Genomic DNA, 26456 nt, shown 5'->3' with positions numbered 1-26456 from the left:
CCGCGGCGGGTGTACTGTGGGGCTGGGCGGCCTTTCACTGGGTGTGCTCCCCGCCTTCGGCCCACCAGGTCCGGTACAGCCCCCCCGTTTCAACTCCGGCTGTGGACAACGGGGGCTCTCTTGTCCCGCCCGCCTTCGCCGGCTCCGCTCAGAGCTCGACCCGCAGCTCCCGCAGACCGCGGATGACGAAGTTCGCCCGCCGCTCCGGCTCCTTGACCAGCCGCAGTCCGGGCGCCTTGCGGAGCAGTGCGCCGAAGGAGGCGATCAGCTCCAGTCGGGCCAGCGGGGCGCCCAGGCAGTAGTGGATACCGGCGCCGAAGCTGATGTGGGGGTTGTCGGTGCGGGAGAGATCGAGAGTGTCGGGGCGGTCGAAGCGGGCCGGATCGCGGTTGGCCGAGCCGAAGAGCAGCGCGACCTCGCTGCCGCGCGGGATGACCGTGCCGCCGACCTCGATGTCCTCCAGCACCCACCGCTCGAAGAGCTGGAGCGGGGTGTCGTAGCGCAGCAGCTCGTCCACGGCGGTGGGCAGCAGCGCGTCGGGGTCGGCACGGAGCCGGGCGAGCTGCTCGGGGTGGCGGAAGAGCGCCCACCAGCCGTTCCCGGTGGTGTTGACCGTGGCCTCGTGGCCCGCGTTGAGCAGCAGCACACAGGTGGAGATCATCTCCTGCTCGGTGAGCCGGTCGCCCTCGTCGTGCGCGGCGATGAGCCCGCTGATCAGGTCGTCCCCCGGGGCCCTGCGGCGCGCCTCGATCAACTCGCGCAGATACGCGGAGAATTCGACGGACGCGCGCACGGCCCGGCGCGCCGTCTCCTCGCCCGGACTCAGCTCGTACATCCCGCAGATGTCGGCCGACCAGGGCCGCAGGGCGGGGCGGTCGGCGGGCGGAATGCCCAGCATCTCGGCGATCACGGCGACCGGCAGCGGTTCGGCGACCGTCTCGATGAGATCGCCACCGCCCGCGGTGACGAGGGAGTCGACGAGTTCCTCCGCGAGCCGCTGGATCGTCGGCACCAGCGCCTCGACCGTCCGCGGGGTGAACGCCTTGGAGACGAGGCGGCGCAGCCGGGTGTGATCCGGCGGTTCCAGGTCGAGCATGCCGTGGTCGTTGAGGGTGTGGAACGGCTCGTGCTCGGGCGGCGGCGCGGTGCGGCCGAACTCCTCATGGCCGAAGCGGTGGAGATAGGTGCGGCCGAGCCTGCGGTCCCGCAGCAGGGCGCCGACATCCGCGTGACGCGGGATCAGCCACTGGCGGGAGGTCTCGAACCAGTGCACCCGGCCGCGCTCGCGCAGCTCGGCGTAGGCCGGATACGGGTCCGCGACGAACGACGGCCGCCAGGGGTCGAAGGCGGGGGCTTCCGCACTGCTGCTCATCCCCGGACGGTACCGCTGGGCCCGCCCGGCCTCCAGAGGAGAGTCCTTGGGTCCCACCGGGCCGGTCAGCCGCCGGGCGTCACCAGGCGGACCTCGTAGGCGAACACCGCCGCCTGGGTGCGGTCGCGCAGGCCCAGCTTCACCAGGATCCGGCTGACATGCGTCTTCACCGTCGACTCGGCGACGATCAGCCGCTCGGCGATCTCGGCGTTGGAGCAGCCCTGGGCGACCAGCACCAGGACCTCGTTCTCCCGCTCGGTCAGCTCGGCCAGCCGCCCCTGCGGGGAGGGAAGCGGACCGCCGAACCCGGCGGCCTCGCCGATCCGCGAGAACGTGCTGATCAGGCGCTTGGTGACGGTCGGGGCGAGCAGTGCCTCGCCCGCCGCGACGACCCTTACCGCATCGCCGAGTTGCCGTGCGGAGGCGTCCTTGAGCAGAAAGCCGCTCGCCCCGGCGCGCAGCGCCTGGTAGACGTACTCGTCCAGATCGAAGGTGGTCAGGACGAGCACCTTGGCGTCCGCGTCCGCCGCGACGATCTCACGGGTGGCCTCGAGGCCGTTGAGCTCCGGCATCCGGATGTCCATCAGGACGACATCGGGGCGCAGGGCCGCCACCTGGGCGATGGCCTGGCGCCCGTCGACCGCCTCACCGACGACCTCGATATCGGGCTGGGCGTTCAGCAGCACGGAGAAGCCCTCGCGGACCATCACCTGGTCGTCGGCGATCAGTACGCGGATGGGAGAGGGGAGGGAGGGGGCGTCGGTGGTCATGGCTTCATCGTCTCCTCCTCCGGGGCGGGCCCCTTCTTCAGCCCCGGTGCCTGGCCCGGCGCCTGGCCCGATGGCTCCGGCCCGGGCGCCTCCGCTTCGGGGACCGCGGCGGCCGGGATGAAGACCGCGACCTCGTAGCCGCCGTCCTCCTCCACCGCGCCCGCCGTCATCTCCCCGTTCAGCATGGCCACGCGCTCCCGCATCCCGAGCAGCCCATGGCCCATGCCCGGCGAGGGCCGTACGGCCTGGGTGGGCGGGCCGTTGACGATCCGCAGGCCCAGACCGCCGAGGACATACGCGACTTCGACGCGGGCGGTGCTGCCGGGCGCGTGCCGCAGCGCGTTGGACAGCGCCTCCTGGACGATCCGGTACGCGGACAGCTCCACCCCGGAGGGCAGCGGCCGTACGGCGCCGGTGGTGATGTGCTCGACGGTCAGCCCTGCTGCCCGGACCCCCGCGAAGAGCGTGTCGAGGGTGGCGAGGGTCGGCTGGGGCGCCTCGGGGTCGGCGTCGGCGTAGGCATCGGGGTCGTCGGCGCGTACGACCCCGAGGACGCGGCGGAGTTCGGTGAGCGCGGCGACCGCGTTCTCGCGGATGGTCGCGAAGCTGGTGGCCAGCTCCTCGGGCGGGTTCGCCACCCGGTAGGGCGCCGCCTCGGCCTGGATGGCGATCACCGACATGTGGTGCGCGACGACGTCGTGCAGCTCACGGGCGATGGTCGCGCGCTCCTCCAGCAGGGTGCGGCGGGAGCGCTCCTCGTGGGTGGCCGACTGCTGTACGGCGACCTGCTGCTTGGTCTCGCGCAGACTGCGCCGGGCGACGACGGCGCCCACGATGACGCAGGAGGTGACCACCATGGGGAAGGAGTTCGTCGGCCGCCAATCGGCGAAGAGATCGTAGGCGAACCCGAACCCGGCCGTGAGCAGCAGCATCTGTCCGGCCACGCGGGGGCGGTTCTGGAACGCGACGATCACCATCACCGCGATGTACGAGGCGAACAAGGTCGGCGGCCAAGGCCACGTGCCGCCCACGCTCGTATCGGTGATACCCAGACCCCAGACGATGCTCCCCCCGAACGACAGCCACCAGGCGCCGACCGGCCGGTAGAGCGCCAACAGCAGGGGTACACCGCTGACCAGGGCCAGGTCCGCGCCCTCGATCTCGACCGCCACGGCCATGAGGTAGAAGGCGAAGGCCGTGAGCGCGGCATGCGGCAACCACGGCGCGTACGGCCGGAACCGCTGCGGCATCTCGCGCACCAGCGGATGCGTGGCGTCGAGCGGCGGCACGGGGCGGAGGGCGAAGGCGTCGGTGAACAAGTCCTTCCGCAGATCGGATATCACCCGGCGGATGGTGCGGAGTTCGGTCCGCGGAATCGTCTCAGTCACGCCGTCCACGGTAGGGAGCGGGTGCCGCGGCGTCGTCCCCGGGAATGTGGATTGTGCGGTGTCCGTCTCAAGTACTACGCGGCCGCGTCTGGCCCCGCCAGGCGGGCGATCTCCTCGGCGACGGTGTGCGCGGCGGGCGTGGTGGGGTCGATGGGCGGGAAGTGGCCGCCGTCGGTCCTGATCAGCCGTACGTCCTGTCCGGCGCGGGCCGCCGCCTCCACGAAGGCGTCCGCGACCGCCGGTGGCACATCGATGTCGGTGCCGCCCTGCACGATGGTGGTGGGGATCGCGGTGGGCAGCAGCGCGGCGGGGTCGGCGAGGCCCAGCCGGACCGTCAGCTCATCGCCGTCGACGGTGCCACCGCCTGCGCCACCGCCACCGCCACCGACTGCGCCTTCGCCATCACCTTCGCCGAGGAGTTCGTCGACGGCGCCGGAGCAGACGTCCAGCGCACGGGCGGTGGCGAGGTCCGCGATGGGGGCGAGGGCGACGACCCCGCGGAGCGGGGAGGGGGAGGCCAGATGCCAGGGAGTCCCGGACGGCAGCCGATGCCGAGCCGCCGCCCACAGCACGGCGTGCCCGCCCGCGGAATGCCCGGTGAGCACCACGCGCTCCGGGTCGACACCCGGAAGCCCGAGCTCCCGGACGAGGCCCGGCACGGTGTCCACGGCGGCCGCGATGTCGTCGAACGTCTCCGGCCACCGCCCGGCCCGCGCGGCGTCCGCCCCACCGCGCCGGTACTCGACGGACGCCGCCGCCAGGCCCCGCCCCGCCAGGAAGGCGGCGAAGGGCGAGACATGGCGGCGGTCGTAGGGGGCGCGCCAGGCGCCGCCGTGGAAGAGGAGGACCAGCGGGGCGGGGCGGGCGGCCCCGTCCGTCCCGGGCGGCGGAAGGTAGAAGTCCACCACCTGGTCCGGATGTTCGCCGTACGCGGCGGTCCGGGCCGGTTCCACGGGCGCGAGCCCGAAGACCGACGTCTCCTCGGCCGCCGCCCCCGCCGTCGCCCCGCCCATCGGTCAGCTCTCCTTCAGCACATCGGCCAGCACCCGCGCCGCCCGCTCCACCTCGGCGAAGCCCGTGTAGAGCGGGGTGAAGCCGAAGCGCAGCACATCGGGGCGGCGGAAGTCGCCCACGACACCGCGCCGTACCAGCTCCGCCATCACCTCCCCGGCCTCCCCCGCCGCCGCGCACCGCAGCGCCACCTGGCTGCCGCGCTCGGCGTGTGCGGCAGGGGTGATCGACCGGACGTGGCCCGCCGGGACGTACGTCTCGACGCAGCGGAGGAAGAGGTCCGTCAGGGCGAGGCTCTTGGCCCTGACGTCCTCGATCGTCACGTCGTCCCACACCTCGAGCGCGGCCTCCAGTGCCAGCATCGAGAGGATGTCCGGGGTGCCGACGCGGCCCCGGACCGCGCCGTCGGCCGGGGTGTAGGCGGAGGCCATGCCGAAGGGGTCGGCATGCGAGTTCCAGCCGGGCAGCGGCGAGTCGAAGCGCGGCTGATGGGCCCGGGCGACATACAGATACGCGGGCGCGCCGGGCCCGCCGTTGAGGTACTTGTATGTGCAGCCCACCGCGAGGTCCACCCCATGGGCGTCCAGCCCGACCGGCAGGGCGCCCGCGCTGTGGCACAGGTCCCACACCACGAGCGCGCCCGCCGCGTGCACGGCGGCCGTGGTTCCGGGCAGATCGTGGAGGCGGCCGGTGCGGTAGTCCACGTGGTTCACGAGCGCGACGGCGGTGCGCGCGCCGACGGCGGTCGGGACGTCGCCCGCGGCCACCGGCCGCACGGTGCAGCCGGTCATCCGGGCGGCGGACTCGGCGATATAGCCGTCGGTGGGAAAGGTGGCCTCGTCGACCAGGATCTGATCGCGGTGGGCGCCGCGCTCCTGGGCGATCCGTACGGCCGCGACGACCGCCTTGAAGACGTTCACGCTCGTCGAGTCGCCCACCACGACCTGGCCGGGGGCGGCGCCGACGAGCCGGCCGACGCGGTCTCCGATCCGCTCCGGCGCGGTCCACCAGCCGCTCTCCTCCCAGGAGCGGATGCGCAGCTCGCCCCATTCGCGGGCGACCACATCGGCCAGCCGGGGCGGGACGGCGCGGGGCAGCGCGCCCAGTGAGTTGCCGTCGAGGTAGATCGTGTCGTCGAGGGTGAAGGCGTCGCGCTTGGCGCGCAGCGGGTCGGCCGCGTCGAGCCCGGCGGCCTCGTCGGCCAGAGCGGCCTCGTCGGCCAGAGCGGCCCTGGGCGGGCCGGGCTCGGCCGCACCGGGCCGAGTGGCGGTCGGCTCGGGCTCGGTCGGCCCGGCACCAGCCGACTCCGTCGGAATCGTCGCGTCAGACATGGCTGCGCGCCGTCCACAGCTCGGGGAAGACGTTCTTGGCCGCGCGCTTCTCCAGCCAGGCGACCCCGGCCGAGCCACCGGTGCCGGTCTTGGAGCCCATCGCCCGCCGGGTCGCCACCAGGTGGTCATTGCGCCAGCGCCACACCAGCTCGGCGACCTCGGTGAGCGCCTCGCCGAGCCGGACCAGCTCGCCGTCGCGCGGGCCGGAGTAGATCTCCTCCCAGACCCGCTCCACCCCCGGATCCGGTTCATGGCGCAGGGCGGGGTCGCGGTCCAGCACCGCGGCCGGAACGGCGAGGCCGCGACGGGCGAGATGGCGCAGCACCTCGTCGTAGAGGCTGGGCTCGGTCAGCGCCTTCTCCAGCTCGGCGTGGACCCGCGGCGCGCCCCGGTGCGGGACGAGCATGGACGCGGACTTCTCACCGAGCAGGAACTCCAGCCGCCGGTACATCGCCGACTGGAAGCCGGAGCCCTCGCCGAGCGCGGAGCGGTACGCGTTGAACTGGCCGGGGGTGAGATGGGCCAGCGGTGTCCACGAGGCGTTGAGCGACTCCAGCTCGTAGGCCGAGCGCTGGAGCGCGGCCATCGCGGTGGGCAGATCGTCCTCGCGCAGCGCCTGCGCGGCGGTCTGCCACTCATGGACGATCACGGTGAACCACAGCTCCATGACCTGGGTGGTGACCAGGAACACCATCTCGCCGGGGTCGTCGGAGAGGGGGTGCTGGAGGTGGGTGAGCACGGACGCCTGGACGTAGTCCTCGTACGGCGTGGTGCCGTCGAAGTCCAGATTCGGGGCGTCGGACTCATCGTGGTCAGGGACAGGTCGCTGCGACATCGCATCTCCTGAGTACTGCTCGCTACCGGGTAGCGGTCCGCCCCATCCCTTCGGTCTCGGAGCCCCGGTCCCCTCGGGGCCCACAGCCGAAGGGGCCCCGCTCCGCATCATCCGCGCAGCGCGGAGGATCGGCAAGTACGGAAGGGGCCCGTGGGGCATACGACACCCCACAGGCCCGGTGCGCCTCGCGCCGTCTCAGCGGATCGGGAGATCAGCGGATCAGGAGAGGCGAGATCAGGAGACGTGGATCAGGAGAGCGTGTCCGCCGCGGTCGGGGAGCTCTCGCGCAGGAAGGTCGAGCAGCGCTCGTACTCCTCCTCCTCGCCGATGGACTGCGCGGCGCGCGCGAGCGCGTGCAGGGCGCGCAGGAAGCCCCGGTTGGGCTCGTGCTCGAAGGGCACCGGACCGTGGCCCTTCCAGCCGCTGCGGCGCAGGGCGTCGAGCCCGCGGTGGTAGCCGGTGCGGGCGTACGCGTAGGACTCGACCACCCGGCCGGCCTCGAACGCCTCGTCGGCGAGCTGCGCCCAGGCGAGCGAGGAGGCCGGGTACTTCGCGGCGACCTCGGCCGGAGCCGCGCCGGAGGCGAGCAGCTCACGCGGCTCCGGGTCGTCGGGCAGATGGGTCGGGGGCGGTCCCCCGAGCAGGTTCTCGTGAATGGCCATGGGTTCCAGTCTGCCTGGTCCGGGGGCCCATCCGACACGCTCAAGCCATGAGGAGGACGTGAGTCACGTGCGGGGGCTTGGCTCGCCCGGGTCCAGGGGTGGCGCGGACACCCCGCAGTGGTAGGCGCACTCGGGGCGGCACGGCGGCCCCGCCGCCCGCGCGACGCCCTCGGCGCCCTCGGCGCCCTCCGCGGGCACCGCGGCCCCGGCTCCCTCCGGCTCCGCCCCCAGCTCGGCGCCCGCCGGCTCCAACACGTCCGAGCGCACCGTGCGCCAGGCGAGGATCGCCCCCAGCACCAGCACCCCGGCGCAGATCGGCATCGCCCGCCGGAAGGTGCTCGAGAAGGCGTCCGCCGATCGGTACGCCTCCGGGCCCATCCCCGCGAGCAGCGGCAGCGCCGCCACCGCGACCAGCCCGGCCGCCCGCGCCGCCGCGTTGTTGACACCGCTGGCCAGGCCCGCGCGGGCGACGTCCACCGAGGCCAGCACGGTCGCGGTGAGCGGGGCGACCACCACGACCATGCCCAGGCCCAGCACCAGCAGCGCGGGCAGGATGTCCCGCCAGTACACCGCCCCCACCCCGGCCCGGGTCATCAGCAGCATCCCCGCCGCGCACAGCAGCGGGCCGACGGTCAGCGGGATCCGTGGGCCGATGCGCTTGCCCAGCTCTCCCGAACGGGCCGACAGCAGCAGCATCAGCGTGGTCGTGGGCAACAGCGCGGTACCGGCGGCGAGCGCGGAGTAGCCCACCACCACCTGGAGGTCGAGCACCGAGAGGAAGAAGAAGCCGCCGAAGGCCGCGTAGACGCACAGGGTCACCACATTGACGGCGCTGAACTGGCGGGAGGCGAAGATGGACAGCGGCAGCATCGGCTCGCGCAGCCTCCGCTCCACGACGATGAAGACCGCCCCCAGCACCAGCCCGGCGACGCCCGGAACCACCACGGCGGGCGAGGCGCCCTTCTGCGGCGCGGCGATCAGCGCATAGGTGGCCAGGGCGAGGGCCGCCGCCCCCAGCACGGCACCGAGGACGTCGAACCGGCCGCGTGGCCGCGGATCGCGGGTCTCCGGTACGTGGCGCAAAGCCACCGGCACACACACCGCCGCCAGCGGCACATTGATGAAGAACACCCAACGCCAGCCGGGCCCGTCCACCAGCCAGCCGCCGAGGAACGGCCCGATCGCCGCCCCGATGCCGCCGAAACCGGACCACAGCCCGATCGCCCGCGCCCGGTCATCGGGGTGGATCACCGACTGGATCAGCGCCAGCGACCCGGGGGTGAGCAGCGCCCCGCCGATGCCCTGGAACGCACGCGCGGCGATGAGCACCCCGGCGTTCGGCGCCAGCCCGCACGCCAGCGAGGCCAGTGCGAACCACACCACCCCGATCACGAAGACCCGCCGCCGCCCGAACCGGTCCCCGAGCGCCCCGCCGAGCAGGATCAGCCCGGCGAGGGTGAGCATGTAGGCGTTGACGGTCCACTGCAGTACGGGCAGATCGGCGCCCAGATCGAGGCCGATATGCGGCAGGGCGACATTGACGACGGTGCTGTCGAGCAGGGCCATGGCGGAGCCGAGCACGGTGGTGAACACCAACCACCGCCCGGCCGGCACGGATAGCCGTACCGGCTGACCATTGCTCGGAGCGTGCCCCGCCCCGGGCGTGGAGCCGCCCATACCCGGATCATGCCCCGGGCAGCGCCCCCGGGGCCAGCCCACAACGCAAACGAGCCCGGCGGCTCGCCGGAAAGGCGAGCGCCGGGCCCGAAGGGGCGAGCCGACGAACTACTTCAGCTTCGTGCCCGTCGACCGAAGATCCGCACAAGCCTTGGTGACCCGCTCGGCCATCCCCGCCTCGGCCAGCTTCCCCCAGCTCCGCGGGTCGTACGTCTTCTTGTTGCCGACCTCGCCATCCACCTTCAGCACCCCGTCGTAGTTGCGGAACATGTGGTCCGCGATCGGGCGGGTGAAGGCGTACTGGGTGTCCGTGTCGAGGTTCATCTTCACCACGCCGTTCTCCAGCGCGGTGCGGATCTCCTGCTCCGTGGAGCCGGAGCCGCCGTGGAAGACGAAGAAGAACGGGTCCTGCTTGCCGTACTTCGCGCCGACACCGTCCTGGAGGTCACGCAGCAGCTCCGGGCGGAGGACGACATTGCCCGGCTTGTAGACGCCGTGGACGTTGCCGAAGGAGGCGGCCAGCAGGTAGCGGCCCTTGTCGCCCAGGCCCAGGGCCTCGGCGGTGCGCAGCGCGTCGTCCACCGTCGTGTACAGCTTGTCGTTGATCTCGTGGGTGACGCCGTCCTCCTCGCCACCGGTCGGGGTGATCTCGACCTCGAGGATGATCTTCGCCTTGACCGCCTCGGCCAGCAGCTCCTGCGCGATGTCGAGGTTGTCGGCGAGGGTCTCGGCGGAGCCGTCCCACATGTGGGACTGGAACAGCGGGTTCTGGCCCTTGGTGACGCGCTCCTGCGAGATCTTGAGCAGCGGACGGACATAGCCGTCCAGCTTGTCCTTCGGGCAGTGGTCGGTGTGGAGGGCGATGTTGACCGGGTACTTCCCGGCCACGACATGCGCGAGCTCGGCGAGCCCGACCGCACCGGTCACCATGTCCTTCTTGTACTGGCCACCCAGGAACTCGGCACCACCGGTGGAGATCTGGACGATGCCGTCGCTCTCCGCCTCGGCGAAGCCGCGCAGGGCGGCGTGCAGAGTCTGCGTCGAGGTCACGTTGATCGCCGGGTAGGCGAACTTGCCCGCCTTCGCCCGGTCGAGCATCTCGTTGTAGATCTCAGGGGATGCGATGGGCATCTGACCGCTCCTTGTATGTGCGGGTTAGTCGTACTTGGCCCTGACCTAGGGGCGACGTCATCGTCGGGGCCATAATCCCAGACTCCGCCGATTGCTCCACACGGCGCACGCCGAGACCACACGGACGGGGGCGGGTGGTTTCACGTGAAACCTCCCACCTCCCCAGCCTGCGTGATTCAGCTCAGCCCGAGGTCGGTGAGCGAGTACGCCGGGAGGTACGGCAGCCCGGCGTCCGCGATCGCGGGAGCGGCGCCGCGCTCGACGATCGTCGCGACCGCGACGACCTCAGCGCCCGCCTCCCGTGCCGCCTCCACCGCGGTCAGCGGTGAACCGCCGGTGGTGGAGGTGTCCTCGACCACCAGCACCCGGCGGCCCGCGATGTCCGGGCCCTCGATCCGCCGCTGCATACCGTGCGTCTTCTGGGCCTTGCGGACCACGAAGGCGTCGAGCCGACGCCCGCGCGCGGCGGCGGCGTGCAGCATGGACGTGGCCACCGGGTCGGCGCCCAGCGTCAGCCCACCCACCGCGTCGTACTCCAGATCGGCCGTGGTCTCGAGCATGACCTGCCCGACCAGCGGCGCGGCCTCGGCGTCCAGGGTGATCCGGCGCAGGTCGATGTAGTAGTCGGCCTCACGCCCGGAGGAGAGGGTCACCTTGCCGTGGACCACGGCCTTGTCCTTGATCTGCTCTAGCAGGGCGTCACGCGCATCGCTCATGCGCACGAGCTTATGCGGTGGCCCTCGGAACCCCCCAAGCCGCTCCGTACCGTGAGACCGACCGCGTCAGGCCGACCCCGTCAAGCCGACCCCGTCAAGCCGACCCCGTCAGGCCAGTGTGCGCCAGCTCCAGGTCATGGCGATCTCCAGCGGATCGATGGGGGTGACCAGCCGCGGCATGAGGTTGAGGCCGTTGGGCGGGCCGGACTGCGGTTCGACGCACACCGCCTCCGCCTGCTCGTCGTAGACGACCACCCACTCCGTCCGGCTGGTGACCTTCAGCTCGAGCCGGCCGGGCCAGGTGAGCGTGACGTCCACCCCCTGCGGCATCCCGAAGCAGTCGTCCCAGGGGCCGGGCTTCGGCGCGATCCGGCGGCCGGTGGGGAGGTGGTCCTCGCCCCGCTCCTCCTGCCATGCGGCGTCGAAGGCGATCTCGGCATCGGCGCCGCCGTCGCCCAGGTTCCGCAGGAACCACGGATGCCAGCCCGCCTGCGCCGGGAAGGAATCGCCCTCGGTCTCCACGCTCATGGTGACGGTCAGGCTGTCCGGGGAGAGCTCGAAGGTCTGGGTGACCCGGCCCTCGTACGGCCAGGGGTCGGCGAGGTCGTAGGTGAAGGCCGCGCTGGACCGCCCCGTGCTGGCGGGGGCCCATTCGACGTTCCGGCCGGTCCCGTGGATCGCGTGCGGCGGGGAGTTGATGGGCAGTTGGTGGCTCCGCCCGCCGTTGCGGAACCGGCCAAGACCGGTCCGGCCGCACCACGGCACCATCGGGAACGACCCGAACCGCGGGCCCTGCCGCAGCAGCTCCGTACCGCCGATGCGCAGTGAACCGATACGGCAGCCGTTCTCGGGTGAGACGGTCAGCTCGGCGTCCCCGGCGGTCAGCCGTACGCCCTTGGTCTCCGTTGTGTCTTCGGTGGTCACAAACACCGAGCCTATGCGCCCGGGCTCATCGGCGGCGGCGAAGTACCCGACGGCCCACGACGACGACGGAGGCGAGCACGACGGCCGCGGCGGGCGCGGCCCAGCGCAGTGTGGCGCTGGTGGAAACGGTCTCGGGCGCGGGCACCGGGGCGTAGCGGCCGCGCGGCGGGGCGTGGTCGACCTCCTCGGTGGAGCGGCCGATCATCGTGCGGCGGGCGTGGGCGGCCTCGGCCGGGGGTTCCTCGTCCAGGTCGTCGAGCTCGCCGAAGCCGACGGGCTCCTCGACGCCGTCCACCTCGTCGAGGTCCTCGAGGTCGCCGACGTCCTCGATGTCCATGTCGTCGGCCGACAGCGGAAGCTCGGCCTCGGTCGGCAGCCCGGTCTCGTCCGCGGCGGCGGCCGCACCCGCGTCAGCGGCCGCATCGGTGGTCTCGTCAGCCGTCTCTTCGGCGGCCTCGTCAGCGGCCTGGCCCGGGGCCTCGTCCTCCGTGGGCGCGCTGATCGGGGACGTCTCCAGCCCGGCCGTGAGCGCCGCGGCGAACCGGTCCAGCATGCGGCGGGCCACGGTGATGGACGCCTCGTCGTCGAACTCGGCCAGCCGCCCCTCGCTGTGGACCGTCCCGGAACAGCTCAGCTCCGTACCGCCCTCGACGGGCCTCGGCGTAATGGTCAGCGCGAGCTTCACCGAGCCGCTGCCGCGCACCTCGCCGCCCTCGCCCTCGACCTCGAAGGCCTCGGCGCGCCGGACCACGCGCAGCGCGCCGCGATAGGTGATGGTGGACCCGCCGATGCGCAGCCGCAGCCGGCCGGCCAGCGGACCGGCGGCCTCATCGGCGTCCTGCTGGAGCCCGGGAACGCAACGAGCGACGCGGGCGGGCTCCGCGAGCGCCAGCCGGACGGTGTCGACGGGAAACGGAACGAACACCTCATGCTCCATAGGTCAAGACAGTACCCATCGCACGTTCCCTGAGACCCGTTCCCGTACAACTTTCCGCGCGCCGCTGACGTACGCCGCCGACGCGAGCCCCCGGCGCGCGGACACGCCCCGCACGCGGGTGGGCGCCCGCACCCGGACCCGCCGGGGCGTCACTCCCCGTAGCGCGGACGCATGAGCGTCGACGGGGGCAGGCCTCCCTCTCGAGCGCGCTCGGCCGTGCGGCGGGCCGCCCGCAGCCCCTCCTCCGTCAGCGAGCGCGGCCGCGGCCGGTGCGGGGCCAGCCGCAGCCCGACCGGGGAGCGCGCCGCCAGGACGAAGCCCCAGTCGTGCGGGCTGCCGCGCCCGGGGCGCGGGGCGCCGATCACATACGGAGTGGTCCGCAGCCCGACCGAGCCCATCGTCGCGTCCACCGTCCAGAACGCCCGCGGATCGGGCCGCAGCGGCCCGGCGTGGACCACCAGCCGGCCGCCGGGCGCCAGCACCCGCTCGGCCAGGCCGTAGAACTCCTGGGAGTAGTACTTGGTGCTCGGGGTGAGCTCGGGGGCGGGCAGATCGCACACCACCACGTCGTACGCCATGGACCGGCGCAGCCAGTCGAAGGCGTCCGCCGTCACCACCCGCACCCGCGGATCGCGGTAGGCGCCGCCGTTGAGCGCGGACAGGCCCGGATCGCGCCGGGCCAGCCGCACCACCTCCGCGTCGCGCTCCACGACGGTCACCGAGCGGACCCCCGCGTACCGCAGGATCTCGCGCACCGCGAGCCCGTCACCCCCGCCCAGCACCAGCACCCGGGCATGCGGTCCGGCGGCCATCGCCGGGTGGATCAGCGCCTCGTGGTAGTGAACCTCGTCACGCCCGCTGACCCGCAGCCGCCCGTTGAGGAAGAGGGACAGCGGCCGCCCGCTCGTCCCCCCGCCCGCCAGCACGATCTCCTGCTCACCGGTGCGCAGCGCGACCCGCACCCCCGGGCCGTAGACGGCCTGTCGGGCGGCCCGCTCGAAGGAGGGGGTCAGCACGGCACCGGCGGCCAGCGCCGCGAGCACCAGCCCGTTGGCGACGATCAGCGTCCACCGCGCCCGTACGCTCAGATCGCGGCGGAACAGCCAGAGCACCAGCGCACCGCCCGCGACCGCGTTGACCGCGCCGGTGACCAGCGCGCCGGTCAGCTGGCCGAACGCGGGCAGCAGCAGAAAGGGGAAGGCAAGCCCGCCGACCAGCGCGCCCACATAGTCCGCCGCGAACAGATCGGCCACCGCGCCGCCCGCGTCCTGCCGACGCACCCGCTGGATGAGGGTCATCAGCAGCGGCACCTCGGCCCCGATGAGCACACCGATGGCGAACGAGAAGCCGACAAGCGCGGAGCGCGACTGACCGCCCCATGCGAAGCACGCGTACAGCGCCATCGCCGAGCAGCCGCCGACGAGCGCGAGCACCGCCTCGACCGCGCCGAAGCCCATGGCGGCCCGGCAGCGCAGCCGCTTGGCCAGCAGCGAGCCGACGCCCATGGCGAAGACCATCACGGACAGCACCACGGATGCCTGGGTGACCGAGTCACCCGCCAAATACGAGGCCAGGGCGACGAGTTCGAGCTCGTAGACGAGCCCGCAGGCGGCGCAGACGAAGACCGTGCCGAGCACGAGGAAGCGGCCGAGCCCCGCCCGCACGGGCAGCCGCGCCGGAGGGCCGGATTCCGGCGACGACGGCGCATCCGAGACGGCGGACATGGGCGAATCGATCACAAAGGGAACGCTACGTCACGTATCGCTTACGTCTCGTCCCCCACACGAGTGCATTGCCGTTCGCACATCTGGCATCGATGGCCTCTCGGCCACACACGATCCCCTTCAGACGCAGGGGACTTGGGGCGACGTCCCACCCGACATCCCACCCGACGGTCCACCGGGCAGGCCGTCCGACGGTCCACCCGGCAGACCGCTCGGCAGCCCACCGGGCAGTCCGCCCATGTCGAGCCCGCCCGCGCCCGGCGGCCGGAGCGCGGCCGGCACCCGGGCCCCCACACAGGTGCGGGTGGTGACCAACCGCCCCTCCTGGGGGTACGCATGCCAGGTCCGCCAGCCCACCGTGCCCTCGTTCCACTGCGCGAGCAGCGCCGTGAACGCGTTCGGGCTGCCGGGGAACGTACCGGCCAGACCGTGCGGATGATCGGCCACCAGCGCGAGCAACTCCTGCGCGCGCCCGGCGAAGGCCCCTTGCGACAACTCCTCGACGCGCGCCGCGAATTCGTATTCGCGGCCGTCGACAAGGGTGGAAACCCCCAGCGGAAGCGGGGTGCTGTTGCCGGACATACAGGCCACGGTCTCCGAGCAACGGCTGCCCTCCCCCTCGAGGAGGACCTGGTGGGAGGCTCCCAGAAGCCTCAACTGGACGACGAAGCCATGGAGTTGAAGATCGAGCACGGCGAGGGCGGGAAGCGGTTCCCGTCCCAGGCCCCAGGCGAGGTCAGCGGCGCGGGTATCGGTGTAGGCAGTCTTGAGGGTCGTGAGCATGGATCGGCTCCGCAAGCACGCAGTGGAAAAAGTTGGGCCAGCTCGCCCCGCGGGGGACCAGGGGCATGCGCATACGGCGGCTCGTGCCCGTGTGGGGCCGTAAGGTCGATTGGTGGTATACGGAATCATGAAATGCTGGGCGCCACATCGTTTTTACCCACCTTCGCCGGGTTTCCACCCCCTAGGGCGCTCCCTAGGGCAAGTGTTCAACAAGCCAGCGCCCGGCGCACGTTGGCGCGCCGGGCGCTGGCTCATCGCTTCACGGCCGTAAGGACGGCCTGGCAACCGTATGAAGGACTTGGCGACTCTCAGAACGGCGTGGCGACCGTAAGGCCGCGTGGCGACCGTAAGAACGGCAGCGACCGTAAAGGCCGTGGGGACCGCGGGTCAGCCACCCCCGCCGCAGCCACCGCCACCACCACCGCCGCCACCGCAGCCACCCCCGCCACCGCCACCGCAGCCGCTTCCGCCGCCGCAGCCACCGCCGCCGTGGTGACCACCCCCGTGATGGCCACCACCGCCGCCGCTGCCGCCACCGGCCCACCAGCCGCCACCGGCGGCCCCGCTGGAACCGGCGCCCCAGGAGCGCTTGCGCCGCCCGCTGTACCCCTTCGACCGACCGGCGCCCAGCGCGGCGAGCGCCGCGAACGTGAACGCCAGCACGACCAAGATGACAACAGGACCCATGGTCCTCACTCTCCTTCCAACCCCCGTAGCGAGGTACCGCTTCGTACCTGCCGGGTCCCATGCCCGACCTCATGCGGGGTCAAAGCGGAGTTGAGGAAGTCCAGAGGTTCAGCTCCCGGAGGCCGCGCTGTCCACGGCCTGAACGGCGACGCGCTCGATCGCCCGCACGGCGACATCCGGCTGGTCGACGTAGATGTAGTGCGCGCTGCTCCTGGCGGTGCTCAGCTTGGAGCGGCTGGAGACCGCGAGCCACTTGCGCTGGCCGTTGGTCCACGCCCGCTCCAGGCCCGGCCCGTAGTCGGGCACCTCCGCGAGGTACTGCTTCCCGTGGTGGATCACCTCCACCGGGATGTCCCCGGCGGAACGGACCTTCCCGTCCGGCACCGTGAGCTTTTCCGGCTCCCCTCCGTGAAGGATCGCGAGGGTCTGATCACGCAATGCGACCGCCGGGCCGGTGGCGGACTCGGGGATTCCCTTGTTGAGATCGGCGGTCTGGGTCGGTGAGGTGGCGTCCATCAGGACCAGACCCTTGATCCTGTCCTGGTGGTCGGGGGCGTACCGGGCGGCGATCAGCCCACCCAGCGAATGCCCGGCCAGGACGACCGGGTTGTCACCGGCGACCCGGTCGAGCACCCCGGTCAGCACCTTCCCCGTGCTCTTGAGGGTCTGCGGCCCGTCGGGCTTGTCACTGGCGCCTTCGCCGAGCCGGTCGTAGGAACAGACCCGGTTCTTCTTGCTCAGGGTCTTCTGGAGCCCGGCCATCTTCTCCAGACCGTCGCCGCCGCCGACCACCAGCATGATGACCGGTCCGCCGTCCGCCGAAGTCCCCGAACAGGACACATTCACCATCCGGCCACCGACCTTGATCTTCTTGGTGCCGGTGAGCAGGTCCTGATCGCCCGCCTTCTTCGAATCGGCGGCGGACGTCTCCGCATCCGCCTTCGTGTCATCCTCACAACCGACCAGCCCCACACCGGCCACGGCGCAGGACAGCGCGATCACGGCGGACACCCTGGCATTGCGGATCATCAATTCTCCCCCTCAGACGGTTGGGTCAGCCGCTCCCCGCGACTGTCCCAAACGCTATGGAACCGGAACCCCGGAATCGTCCCCAAGCGGAGCGCACCCGCCCGTAGCTCGCTCGGGGGACAGCCCGCCGCAGACGCCAGGCAGGCTCCGTCGGACACCCCCTAGCGATGCTCCCAGTGGTGCGGGTCGGCTTCCAGGACCGCGCGGTCCCAGTCGGCCAGTTCGGCGGTCGCCTCATAGGTGCTGTGCAGGAATTCGCTCAGCGTCCGGTCCGGATCGGGTGCGGTGGCGACCGCCTCGTAGGGCAGCACGAATTCGCCGACATCCCGCCGGTACGAGGCCGTCGCGGGCCGGACCGGCTGGTCGGCGAAGCCGGCGGGCTCGGGGTAGGCGTACGAGTAGAAGCCGCCCTCCTCACCGCCGCCGGGCCAGAAGCCGCAGCTGGAGAGCTCGACGGAGTACGCCTCCTGCGTCACCCGGTCCGGCAGGTTCGGCACACCACCGGGGGGATGCGGCGGCGCGGTGCGGCCGGAGAAGCGAGTGACGGCCAGGTCCATCGCTCCCCAGAAGAAGTGCACGGGGCTGGCCTTGCCGACGAAATGGGACCGGAACTCCCCGAACACCCGGTGTGCGTTCAGCAATTGACCCCAGAAGAGCCGGGTGGCGTACGGGTCGTACGCCGCATGCCGGTGGTCCTCCGGGAACGGGATCGCCACGGGCACCTCGTTCGGCCGGGGGTACATCCGGGTCTGAATGCCCAGGTCTCCCAGCAGTCCCATGATCTCCGAGTAGAACTGGGACACCGGTTTGGACTCCAGCGCCAGCTCGCGCCGGCTTCCGTCGCTGACCCGGATCCCCAGCCGGTGTTCGATAAAATCGAACTCGATATCGAACGCTCCGGTCCGGTACGGGACCGTGGACGTGCTCAGCCCGCGCGGGGTGACATACAAGGTCACCTGCCACCACTGATTGGCCGGTGGCGCGTGATCCAGCCGGATCTTGCCGACGATCTGGGTCCACATGTGCAGGGTGTCCCGGGTCTCGGCCCAGTCCTCCAGCCGAAGCCGTGGCCAGGCGCCGGCCTGCTGTGTCCGCTGCTCGGCCATCTCGCCTCCCGCGGGACTCACCGCTCTGGCGACAACGCGCGGTCGATGGATTCCGGCCCGGCCGAGTACCCGCCCACCCCGCCACCCAAAACCAGCGCAGAAAACCTGCGGGCGTCCCCGCGCGGGGGTGGAAGATGTCGCCGGCGTGGAGGCCAACCGTCCGCAAGGCCATCGCCATGCTCCCGCGTAGGCTCATACTGAGACATGACAAAGTCTGCGGCACCGAAGCGTCATCTGCCCACCAGCCCCTTCAAGGCCCCGGTCACACCGGCTCCCAAGCACTTCGCCATGGGCGACCAGGTCACACACGACATCTACGGCCTCGGCCGGGTGATCGGCATCGAGAGCGGAATCGCGGCGCTCGTGGATTTCGGCTCCGCGCAAATGCGGATCTTGAGCCCGTACGCCAAGATGACCAAGCTGTAGGGCCGCTGTGCCCGGTCACGGCACGCCAGGCCCCATCAGGGACCTGTAACGAAAGGTAGACCTCTCATCGACCCGACGTCGCTGTTCTCCGCCCTGGAAGGGCAACCCCGCCATTCCACCGCTGTATCGCCGCCTCCGACGACAAACCCCTTCCAGGCGCCGGACTTCGGCGAAGACGAGACCTTCTGGTCCGAGGACGCACAGGAGCCCGTCCCGGGAACGGGTGCGGCGCGGCCCAAGGCTGCCTAGCGGTGGTTTCGACAGCTACCCGTGAAGCCGAACCCGGCAGCCGGCCGCTGTGCGCGGCGAGCGTGCCGCGACTGGCCGTCGGCTCATGGGGGTAGTTGCCGTGCATGCATCGGAGCCGTGTGTACGCCGTTTTGATCGACACGCCCGAAGCCGAGGCCGCCCGGGCGACCGCCTTCTGGTCGGCGGCCCTCGGCGTCACCGCTGAGCCGTTTGCGCCGGAGCCGCAGTTCACCACGCTCCATGAGGCTCTGCCGGGGCTGGTCACCGCCGTCCAAGCGGTCGGTGACACGCCTCGTATCCACCTGGACATCGAGACCGACGAGGCGGAAACCACGCGCTTGGTCGCTCTGGGCGCCGAGCTGATTTCGCAGTGGCAGGAGTGCCGGGTGCTACGAGTTCCTGGTGGCCACTTGGTGTGCGTGCTGCCCGTGGAAAGCGACCCCGGGGCCTTTCGGGCACAGGCCAACGTCTGGGCCTGACGTCGCCCTTTACTCCACGCCGGACAGGGGGAGAGTTGATGGAGGCCGATGGTTCGGCGGAGTATGGGCGGCATGGGACGACCGCCGCTCAACCGCCGACTGGCCGCCTTCGGCACCACGATCTTCGCCGAGATGTCCGCCCTCGCCGTGCGCACCGGCGCCATCAACCTCGGGCAGGGCTTCCCGGACACCGACGGCCCCGAGGAGGTGCGCGAGGCCGCCGTCCGCGCGCTGCGCGACGGCCGGGGCAATCAGTACCCGCCCGGCCCCGGCGTGCCCGAGCTGCGCACCGCCGTCACCGAGCACCAGCGGCGCTGGTACGGCCTGGGTTTCGACCCCGACACCGAGGTGCTGATCACCGCGGGCGCCACCGAGGCCATCGCGGCGTCGCTGCTGGCGCTGGTGGAGCCGGGCGACGAGGTGATCGCGCTGGAGCCGTACTACGACTCGTACGCCGCCTGCATCGCCATGGCGGGCGGCGTTCGCGTGCCCGTCACCCTGCGCCCCGACGGGGACACCTTCCGGCTGGACCTGGACGAGCTGCGCGCCGCCGTCACCGACCGCACCCGGCTCATCCTGCTCAACACCCCGCACAACCCCACCGGCACCGTGCTCACCCGCGATGAGCTGGCCGCGGTCGCCGAGCTCGCCGTCGAGCGCGATCTGCTGGTGGTCACCGACGAGGTCTACGAGCACCTCGTCTTCGGCACCGAGCACACCCCGCTCGTCTCCTTCCCCGGGATGCGCGAGCGGACGGTCACCATCAGCAGCAGTGGAAAGACATTTTCGTTCACGGGCTGGAAGGTCGGCTGAGTCATTCCCTCTTCATACACTCCTGCCATGGCGACGAAGACAGCGAAGCGGCAGCCCATCACTCCCGGTACAGAGGCAGCGATCTACTGCCGGATATCCCACGTCGATGACGACGACCAGACCGGCGTAGACCGGCAGGAGCGCATCTGCCGGGAGATCGCCGAACGGCTCGGGCTCGTGGTCCCGCCGTCCCTGGTCTTCGTGGACAACAACCGGTCGGCCTGGCGACGGGACCGGAAGCGGCCTGGGTGGGACGCCATGCTCAAGGAGATGGAAGAGGGCGAAATCCGTCATCTGATCGCCTACCACCCGGACCGGCTGATGCGGCAGCCGAGGGACCTCGAAGAGCTGCTGACGATCTCCGACAGCAATCACATCAGCTTGCACGGCGAAGCCAACCGGCGCGATCTGTCCGACCCAGACGACCGCTTCATTCTCCGAATCGAGGTGGCCCACGCCTGCCGTTCCTCGGACGACACCTCACGCCGGTTGAAGGACGCCATGGACGACCGCGCGAGGGCAGGCACACCGCACACCGGCCGCCGCCGCTACGGCTACACCAAGAACGGCATGGAGATCATCGAGGAGGAGGCGGAGATCGTGCGCGAGATCTTCCGGCGTTACCTCGCCGGGGAGGCCCCTCGTGCCATCGCCCGCGATCTCAATGAGCGCGAGGTGAGGACCGCACTCGGCAAGTCATGGGGCCCTGACACCGTGCGAGCCCTGATCGACTCACGCCACGTCGCCGGTATCCGGATGTTCCGAGGCGAGGAACACAGTGTCGGCAACTGGCCCGCGATCATCGACCGGGGGCAGTGGGACGAGGCCCAGGAGAGGCGGAAGTACCGCGCGGAGCGGTCCGCGGAGAAGAACAAGCGGAGTCGCTACTACCTGCTGCGCAGCGTCGTCATGTGTACCTGCGGTCGGACGATGGGCGGTAGCGGGGGCAACGTCTTCGAGTACCGCTGCACGCGACGGGTGGCAGTGGACGGCACGGCATGCAAGCGCACGATCGCGGCCGAGCCGTTGGAGCGTTTCGCGCGGGCAGTGGCAATCGATGTCCTGTCGAAGCTCGACGTGAGCGGCCGTCCTCCCGCCACCACCACCCGACCGGCCGCCGATGTGGAGGCGGACGAGAGGGACGACCAGAAGCTCAAGGACCTCTACGAGATGTGGGACGCCGACGAGATGCCCACGCGGGAGTACCGGCAGAAGCGGCGTGAGATCGAGGCCCGGATCAAGGAACGGCAGAAGCAGACCATCGTCCGGCCCGTAGCCGTGTTGGAGGGGATCGCCGGACCGCACGCCGAGGAGAACTGGAAGCGGCTGGAGAAGAACGAGGACTACGCGCGGATCAACGCCATCTTCCGCTTCCTGTTCGGAGGCATCGTCATCGGTCCGGCAACCGGGGTCGGCAACTTCGACACCGACCGGATCAGCATCAGGCCGAACCCGCTGGATTGAGGGGCGAATGCCCGCTCACGGGCCGAGGAGTTGCGCGAGACGTGCAGCGCTCCTCGGCCCGACTCGTGTCGGGAACTTGGCAGCCTCCCGACGCACGGCCGCCGACCACTTCTCCTCAGCCTCGGAGACTCGACGCTTGCGGACTGTTCCTCTTGCGGCCTCACTCATGCCGCACCGCCGGCCGTGCCCGTTACGCTCAGCTCTTCGCGCGCGATCTCGCGGTTCCGGGCGTGGTCTTCGGCGATCCCGGCAGCCACGAGCGCGGCGCCGGGGGTGTGGCCGGAGCCGACGTAGCGCCAGTGGGCGTCCGTGATCAGGTCGGGGTCGGAGAGTTGGGTCTTGCCGGATTGGTGGTCGGCTCGTTCGGCACGCAGTGCGGTGTAGGTGGTCGAGTAGACACGGGATTTGGTGAGGATGTGGCCGCGATAGCCGAGCGTGTGGGCCCAGGCGCGTAGCCGGAGCGATTCCAGTTCGAGGAGGCCGCCGAGGCGCCAGCAGGCGTGCATGAGGGCGCGCACGTGTGCCGACACGGGGGCCGCCGCGATGTCGTCTGGACTGGTGATCTGGTGGTCGAGTCCGACCCCGGTGTCGGTGGCCCCTTTGGTGACGTACTTGGCGACGTACGCGGCTACCGCGTCATCGGCCAGGCCCTCACTGCCACCGAAGGCACGGAGCGGCCGAGCGTCGAGCTCAGCGCCCCAGCGCAGTTCGTGTTCCCCCAGGGCCGTGCTATAGGGCGTGGCGAGGCGTACGGCCGCGGCGGCGGTGCGGACCACCGCCGTGAGCACGTCGGCCGTTGCCCAGACCGGGGGCGGATCATCCGGCCCGCGTGCGCCGTCAAGACGCACCACAGCGTGGACGTGCACGGCCGCACGCTTCTGGTACTCGGCGACTTTGGCGTAGGAGATGCGCAGGCTGCGGCGCAGGCCGGTGCGGGTGCGTCCAACGCGGGCCGCGAGGTGGTTGTACAGGTTGTCGGTGAACGCCTTCCACAGCCGTCCCGCGTGCGCGTGCCAGAGGACGTGTGCGGGGTAGTCGTAGCAGTCGGGGCACAGCGGCTGGCCGGTGCGCGGGTCGTCTGCGTCGTGGACGGCCGGGCAGCCGAGGGGACGGCCGTGTTCACACTCTCCGCCGTCACGGCGCGGTCGGCAACGCTGCCCGTCGATGGTGGGACGGTGGACGGGGCCGAAGCTGGGGGCCGTGAGGGTGAGGAACAGCCGGGGCCGTTCCCGTACGGCCGGCGGTACGGTCTTGCCGCCTACGAGTCCGGCGCGCACCAGGTGGAAGGTGTCGCCCGCGTGGAGGCGGGAGCAGGGGGCGCAGATGGTTTGGCGGCGGTTGCGGCATCGGATCAGGAGCCGTTCGCCGGGCTCGTTGCGGGTGTCGTAGTGGTGCAGTACCTCGCCCGTGAGTGTGTCGCGGGTGGTGGTGGAGCCGGTGAGGTGGATCGGGTGAGCGCAGCCGCCGGTAGCGGTGATCTGCTCTATCCAGCGGTCGAAGCGGGAGTCTTGGACGAGGCGGATCAGGTCTTGGTCAACTTCGGAGAGCTGACGCAGGCGCGCCGCACGGTCGAGGTGGGCGCGCCTGTCAGCCGAGGTGGTCTCGGCGGTGATGGTGGGGACCTCCCAGGATGAGCCGCCGCAGCGGCACGGATGGATGCGGTTGGGTGGGCGTCGTCCATTGCGATCACTCCCTGCTTCGCGGGCCGAATGGGTGGGTTAGCGGATGGTGCCGGTGCCCCGGCAGCAGCGGCAGCGCCGCCGGTGTCCGGTGCGGGTCCTGCGGTAGCGCTCCCCCTTGCAGACGGGGCAGCGGACACGACGCATGGTCATCTGGTGGGGCCTCCCGGGGGTGGTCTAGCTGTTGTGGGTGAAGCCGGACAGGAGCCAGTTCACGAGCCCGTTGGTGCTGTCGATGACGGGGGTCTGGCCCAGGTACATGCCGAACAGGCCGATCAACAGCGCTTCCCACCACCGCACCGCGCGGGAGCGCAGGAGCAGGACCGTGGCGAGCCCGAACAACAGCGCCAGAGAGAGGACCAGGGATTGACTCATGCGCCCTTACCTCCGTCCAGCTCTTCCAGCGCCCGGACGACCCCAGCCAGGCGGAAGGCCAGCCCCGCGTTCTCAGCCGCCGTGACTTGGGCCTCGGCGGGGGTGGTCAAGTGGGACCGCCCGCGCATCCAGCCGCCCGTATCACCCGTGGTCACGGCGACGCCCTGTTCGGCCTCCCCGATGGACTGAGCCACCGCCACGGCATCCTTGTTCAGATCCCCCAGGGTCATCTCAGCGGTGCCCGGATCGTTGACCCGGTGGCAGACGCGGCCGCTCAACTGGGCCCGTAGCGCCGTCACACCCGGCCCGAGATCGGAGCCGACCCGTTGCCCGGCCACGACCAGATGCATCCCGAGCGCCGCCCCGAGCTGAGCCAGCCGCAGGAGGTAGGTCGAGCACTGCTCAGCCTCCGCTCGCTGCTCCTTGCTCCCGTTGGTCAGGTACAGCTCGGCTATCTCGTCCACGACCACCACCACGGGCACCGGCCGCTCTTTCTCCGGCAGCTCCCATATGGAGCGCGCCCCGGCCGCACGGCAGGTGCGCATCCGGTCCTGCATGTCCACTACCAGCGCGCCGAGCACGGCGACCGCTTCACTGCGGCAAGTGGCCAGCGCCGAGAACCGCTGCTCGAACAGACCCAGTTCCATGCCGCCCTTGCAGTCGATGCCGACCAGGGCGACGGGCTGCGGGGCAAGCTCGGTGATCAGCCGGGCGATCAGCGTGGACTTCCCCGACCGGGTTGCACCGACGATCAGCCAGTGCGGCACCCGGCGGAAGTCCATCACCCACGCCCCACCGGTTTCCAGTGCGCCGACCACCGCCGACAACAGCGACGCCGACACCTCACCCGTGGGCCGGTCGGGGTGTTCCAGCGGGTCACGGGCGGTCGCCGTGATCAGTACGACGCCGCGTTCGGGGGAGACGATCCGCACCGCGTGCACCCGCCAGGCATGCACTAACGCCTCAGCCGCCCCCAGGAACAGGGCCGGGGTTTGGCCCGCGTGCAGCCGCACCCGCACCGACAGCCCGTTCGGCGTGGGGCGGGGGAACGAGCAGCGCGGGACTTTCAGATGTAGCGGCTGGCCTTTGACGACCAGGCCGCCCAGCAGACGCCGGTTGGGCTTGTGCGAGACCGTGAGGTCATTGAGCTGTGCCACCTTGCGCCAGGTGACCATCACGCGCAGCGCGGTGCGGGGGTAACCGGTGAGGTACCAGTGCCAGTCCGGCCAGCGCTGTTCCAGGTAGGTGCCGATAACTACCAGCCAGGCCAGCAGCAGCATCGCGGCAGCGAGCATGAGCTGATCCATCACGCGCCACCGCCCTTGCTCGCGACTGCTGACGAAGTCGGGGCCGGTACGGGGGTGATGGCAGCGGCGCGGAAGCTGATGCCGTGGCGGTCGCCCATGGCCCAGGCGAACGCTTCCAGGCCCGTCACCCGGACCTCCGAGCCCTCCACGACGCCTTTGGGTTCTCCGGGGACGGCGATTTCGATCACCGAGACGCGCCGCCCGTCCTGCCGCACCGTCACGGCGACGGTGTAGACGGTGTTGCCTTCCCGATCCTTCTTGACCTCCTTGCTCTCAAAGTCCGCGATCTTCGGTTCGGGCCCGACCGCGCACCGCAGTACGCCGAGTCGGGTGGTGTCCACAGGGATGGACTGCATGGGTTGTGGGCCTCCTTGGCCAGTCGAGACGCCACACGTCACGTGACGTCACTCGTGCTTACGAGTTCCGACTATGCCTGTCTTGACGGCCAGAGGCAAGCACTTATGCTTACGAGTGACATCAGTTCACGTCAGGGCTGCTGACGACAGGTGATGAGGAGAGCCCGGTATGGGAGAGATCCAACGGCCCGGAGCGCTGTACCAGCAGGTTGCCGCCGAGATCCGCAGCGGCATCGCTACAGGCGAGTACAAGCCCGGCGCCCCGCTCCCCTCAGAAACCCAGCTCATCGAGCGCTACAAGGTCAGCCGGCCGACCGTTCGCAAGGCCATCGCCGCACTCCGCGCGGAAGGACTCATCGAGGTCATCCACGGCAAGGGAAGCTACGTCCGCGCCCTGCCCGCCCCGGCAGTCACCATCGAACGCAGCATCACCCGCACCGGCAAGACGTTCCGCACAGGCCACCACGCATGGGAGCAGGCGGAAGAACCGACCGTCTACCGCACCACGACCACGGCGATCACAGCCCCGCTGCTCGGAGTCGACGAGGGGGAAGCCCTCTTCGGGGTCGACCGGCTGCTCACCGACCCCGCAACCGGCACCCGCGCCCTCCACCGCGTGCTCATCCCGTTCGCCACCGCCGACGAGGCCGAGCAGTTGGCCGAGGCTCCAGACACCGAACCGGAACAGATCTACGCGATCCTCACCGCCGCCGGGAACAAGCTCGCCTGGCACGAGACAGTCAGCGCCCGCATGCCCCTGCCCGACGAACGCAGCGCCCTGGAGACCCCCGACGCGACCCCGATCCTCCACACCACCCGCGTCACCCACGGCACCGATGAACGGCCGCTGATCCTCGAAGAACTCCGCACCAGCGCCGACCGCGCCCAACTCGCCTACCGCATCACCGCCGACAGCCCCCGCCAGCTCCGAACCGTGTGAGCCTGACCGGCGAACTGTCGAAATCTGTCTTCACTTACTCAAGGCGGCTCGCTCCGCTCACCGCGCGCGGCCCGGCCCCCGGCCGGGCCTGCGCTCATGTCTCCGCCCCGCTCCAGCCCGGCCGCCGTCCGTGCCGCGCTCGCAGCAGGCAGCCGCTTGATGTCAGAGAAGGGGTACGTCGTGGCTGGGGCGGTCGGCTCCACGGCTTTAGGCAGCCACTTTGGGGCGAGCCTCTAAGATCATGGCCCCAACGTCGTGCTTTAGCGGGCAGGTCCACAGACTGCC

General features: G+C 71.1%; 24 protein-coding genes and 2 pseudogenes. 5 read left to right on the top strand and 21 right to left on the bottom strand.

What is annotated here, in order from left to right; all coding sequences use genetic code 11:
• Positions 1 to 148 precede the first annotated feature (148 nt).
• From ACFXB5_RS16865 to ACFXB5_RS16785, 17 genes and pseudogenes are all read right to left on the bottom strand, one after another.
• On the bottom strand, positions 149 to 1372 hold the full coding sequence (locus ACFXB5_RS16865; protein ID WP_385208111.1) for a cytochrome P450: 1224 nt from the start codon (positions 1370 to 1372) through the stop codon (positions 149 to 151).
• A gap of 65 nt (positions 1373 to 1437) precedes the next feature.
• A complete protein-coding gene (locus ACFXB5_RS16860) occupies positions 1438 to 2142 on the bottom strand; it encodes a response regulator transcription factor (RefSeq protein ID WP_037953259.1) in 705 nt (234 codons plus the stop codon).
• On the bottom strand, positions 2139 to 3539 hold the full coding sequence (locus ACFXB5_RS16855; protein WP_037953258.1) for a sensor histidine kinase: 1401 nt from the start codon (positions 3537 to 3539) through the stop codon (positions 2139 to 2141). The genes ACFXB5_RS16860 and ACFXB5_RS16855 overlap by 4 nt, the downstream gene beginning before the upstream one ends.
• 65 nt (positions 3540 to 3604) lie before the next feature.
• Positions 3605 to 4543, bottom strand: coding sequence for an alpha/beta hydrolase (locus ACFXB5_RS16850; protein WP_385208108.1), 939 nt, complete (start codon positions 4541 to 4543; stop codon positions 3605 to 3607).
• Between the two features lie 3 nt (positions 4544 to 4546).
• Positions 4547 to 5872 (bottom strand): kynureninase, encoded by a 1326-nt coding sequence (gene kynU, locus ACFXB5_RS16845; RefSeq protein ID WP_385208106.1) that lies wholly within the window; start codon positions 5870 to 5872, stop codon positions 4547 to 4549.
• Positions 5865 to 6707 (bottom strand): tryptophan 2,3-dioxygenase family protein, encoded by an 843-nt coding sequence (locus ACFXB5_RS16840; RefSeq protein ID WP_385208103.1) that lies wholly within the window; start codon positions 6705 to 6707, stop codon positions 5865 to 5867. Before ACFXB5_RS16840 ends, kynU begins: the two co-directional genes overlap by 8 nt.
• Positions 6708 to 6955: 248 nt before the next feature.
• Positions 6956 to 7369, bottom strand: a complete 414-nt coding sequence (locus ACFXB5_RS16835; protein WP_385208100.1) for a DUF3151 domain-containing protein — start codon at positions 7367 to 7369, stop codon at positions 6956 to 6958.
• Positions 7370 to 7432: 63 nt separating this feature from the next.
• On the bottom strand, positions 7433 to 9046 hold the full coding sequence (locus ACFXB5_RS16830) for an MFS transporter (RefSeq protein ID WP_385208097.1): 1614 nt from the start codon (positions 9044 to 9046) through the stop codon (positions 7433 to 7435).
• 108 nt (positions 9047 to 9154) lie between these two features.
• The gene (gene fbaA, locus ACFXB5_RS16825) at positions 9155 to 10177 is read right to left on the bottom strand and encodes a class II fructose-bisphosphate aldolase (protein ID WP_385208095.1); all 1023 of its coding nucleotides are present in this window, start codon (positions 10175 to 10177) and stop codon (positions 9155 to 9157) included.
• Between the two features lie 176 nt (positions 10178 to 10353).
• On the bottom strand, positions 10354 to 10893 hold the full coding sequence (pyrE, locus tag ACFXB5_RS16820; RefSeq protein WP_385208092.1) for an orotate phosphoribosyltransferase: 540 nt from the start codon (positions 10891 to 10893) through the stop codon (positions 10354 to 10356).
• Between the two features lie 108 nt (positions 10894 to 11001).
• Positions 11002 to 11817: an aldose 1-epimerase gene (locus ACFXB5_RS16815; protein ID WP_385208090.1), complete on the bottom strand. Its 816-nt coding sequence runs from the start codon at positions 11815 to 11817 to the stop codon at positions 11002 to 11004.
• 25 nt (positions 11818 to 11842) lie between these two features.
• Complete coding sequence (locus tag ACFXB5_RS16810; RefSeq protein WP_385208087.1) at positions 11843 to 12754, bottom strand: SRPBCC domain-containing protein; 912 nt, start codon at positions 12752 to 12754, stop codon at positions 11843 to 11845.
• 149 nt (positions 12755 to 12903) lie between these two features.
• Complete coding sequence (locus ACFXB5_RS16805; RefSeq protein WP_385208192.1) at positions 12904 to 14478, bottom strand: polyamine aminopropyltransferase; 1575 nt, start codon at positions 14476 to 14478, stop codon at positions 12904 to 12906.
• 267 nt (positions 14479 to 14745) lie between these two features.
• Positions 14746 to 15261: pseudogene (locus ACFXB5_RS16800) on the bottom strand (DUF2617 family protein); the annotation flags it as partial.
• A 387-nt stretch (positions 15262 to 15648) separates the two neighbouring features.
• Positions 15649 to 15948 carry a hypothetical protein gene (locus ACFXB5_RS16795; protein WP_385208084.1) on the bottom strand — a complete coding sequence of 100 codons (300 nt, stop codon included), beginning with the start codon at positions 15946 to 15948 and terminating at the stop codon, positions 15649 to 15651.
• Between the two features lie 108 nt (positions 15949 to 16056).
• Positions 16057 to 16977: an alpha/beta fold hydrolase gene (locus ACFXB5_RS16790; protein ID WP_385208081.1), complete on the bottom strand. Its 921-nt coding sequence runs from the start codon at positions 16975 to 16977 to the stop codon at positions 16057 to 16059.
• A gap of 161 nt (positions 16978 to 17138) precedes the next feature.
• Entirely contained in the window at positions 17139 to 18083 is a 945-nt protein-coding gene (locus ACFXB5_RS16785) for a DUF5996 family protein (protein ID WP_385208079.1), read from the bottom strand.
• Between the two features lie 204 nt (positions 18084 to 18287).
• Between ACFXB5_RS16785 and ACFXB5_RS16780 the strand changes: the two genes are divergently transcribed.
• From ACFXB5_RS16780 to ACFXB5_RS16765, 4 genes and pseudogenes are all read left to right on the top strand, one after another.
• Entirely contained in the window at positions 18288 to 18509 is a 222-nt protein-coding gene (locus ACFXB5_RS16780) for a hypothetical protein (protein ID WP_385208078.1), read from the top strand.
• A 353-nt stretch (positions 18510 to 18862) separates the two neighbouring features.
• Positions 18863 to 19237 (top strand): VOC family protein, encoded by a 375-nt coding sequence (locus tag ACFXB5_RS16775; protein WP_385208075.1) that lies wholly within the window; start codon positions 18863 to 18865, stop codon positions 19235 to 19237.
• 72 nt (positions 19238 to 19309) lie between these two features.
• A pseudogene (locus ACFXB5_RS16770) lies at positions 19310 to 20047 on the top strand (aminotransferase class I/II-fold pyridoxal phosphate-dependent enzyme); the annotation flags it as partial.
• A gap of 30 nt (positions 20048 to 20077) precedes the next feature.
• Positions 20078 to 21514, top strand: a complete 1437-nt coding sequence (locus tag ACFXB5_RS16765; RefSeq protein ID WP_385208072.1) for a recombinase family protein — start codon at positions 20078 to 20080, stop codon at positions 21512 to 21514.
• A 164-nt stretch (positions 21515 to 21678) separates the two neighbouring features.
• Here the strand turns inward: ACFXB5_RS16765 and ACFXB5_RS16760 are convergent, their stop codons facing one another.
• From ACFXB5_RS16760 to ACFXB5_RS16745, 4 genes are all read right to left on the bottom strand, one after another.
• Positions 21679 to 23070 carry a replication initiator gene (locus tag ACFXB5_RS16760; protein ID WP_385208189.1) on the bottom strand — a complete coding sequence of 464 codons (1392 nt, stop codon included), beginning with the start codon at positions 23068 to 23070 and terminating at the stop codon, positions 21679 to 21681.
• Positions 23071 to 23370: 300 nt separating this feature from the next.
• On the bottom strand, positions 23371 to 23568 hold the full coding sequence (locus tag ACFXB5_RS16755; RefSeq protein WP_093702189.1) for a hypothetical protein: 198 nt from the start codon (positions 23566 to 23568) through the stop codon (positions 23371 to 23373).
• The gene (locus tag ACFXB5_RS16750; protein ID WP_385208068.1) at positions 23565 to 24875 is read right to left on the bottom strand and encodes an FtsK/SpoIIIE domain-containing protein; all 1311 of its coding nucleotides are present in this window, start codon (positions 24873 to 24875) and stop codon (positions 23565 to 23567) included. The genes ACFXB5_RS16755 and ACFXB5_RS16750 overlap by 4 nt, the downstream gene beginning before the upstream one ends.
• Complete coding sequence (locus ACFXB5_RS16745) at positions 24875 to 25231, bottom strand: hypothetical protein (RefSeq protein ID WP_385208066.1); 357 nt, start codon at positions 25229 to 25231, stop codon at positions 24875 to 24877. Before ACFXB5_RS16745 ends, ACFXB5_RS16750 begins: the two co-directional genes overlap by 1 nt.
• A 169-nt stretch (positions 25232 to 25400) precedes the next feature.
• Here ACFXB5_RS16745 and ACFXB5_RS16740 point away from each other — a divergent pair, with 169 nt between their 5' ends.
• Complete coding sequence (locus ACFXB5_RS16740; protein ID WP_385208063.1) at positions 25401 to 26171, top strand: GntR family transcriptional regulator; 771 nt, start codon at positions 25401 to 25403, stop codon at positions 26169 to 26171.
• Positions 26172 to 26456 lie beyond the last annotated feature (285 nt).

The organism is Streptomyces sp. NPDC059455, from assembly GCF_042750115.1.
GTDB classification, from domain to species: Bacteria; Actinomycetota; Actinomycetes; order Streptomycetales; family Streptomycetaceae; genus Streptomyces; species Streptomyces endocoffeicus.
The sequence above is the reverse complement of the archived record's forward strand: the minus strand, read 5'-3'. Positions and strand labels throughout refer to the sequence as shown.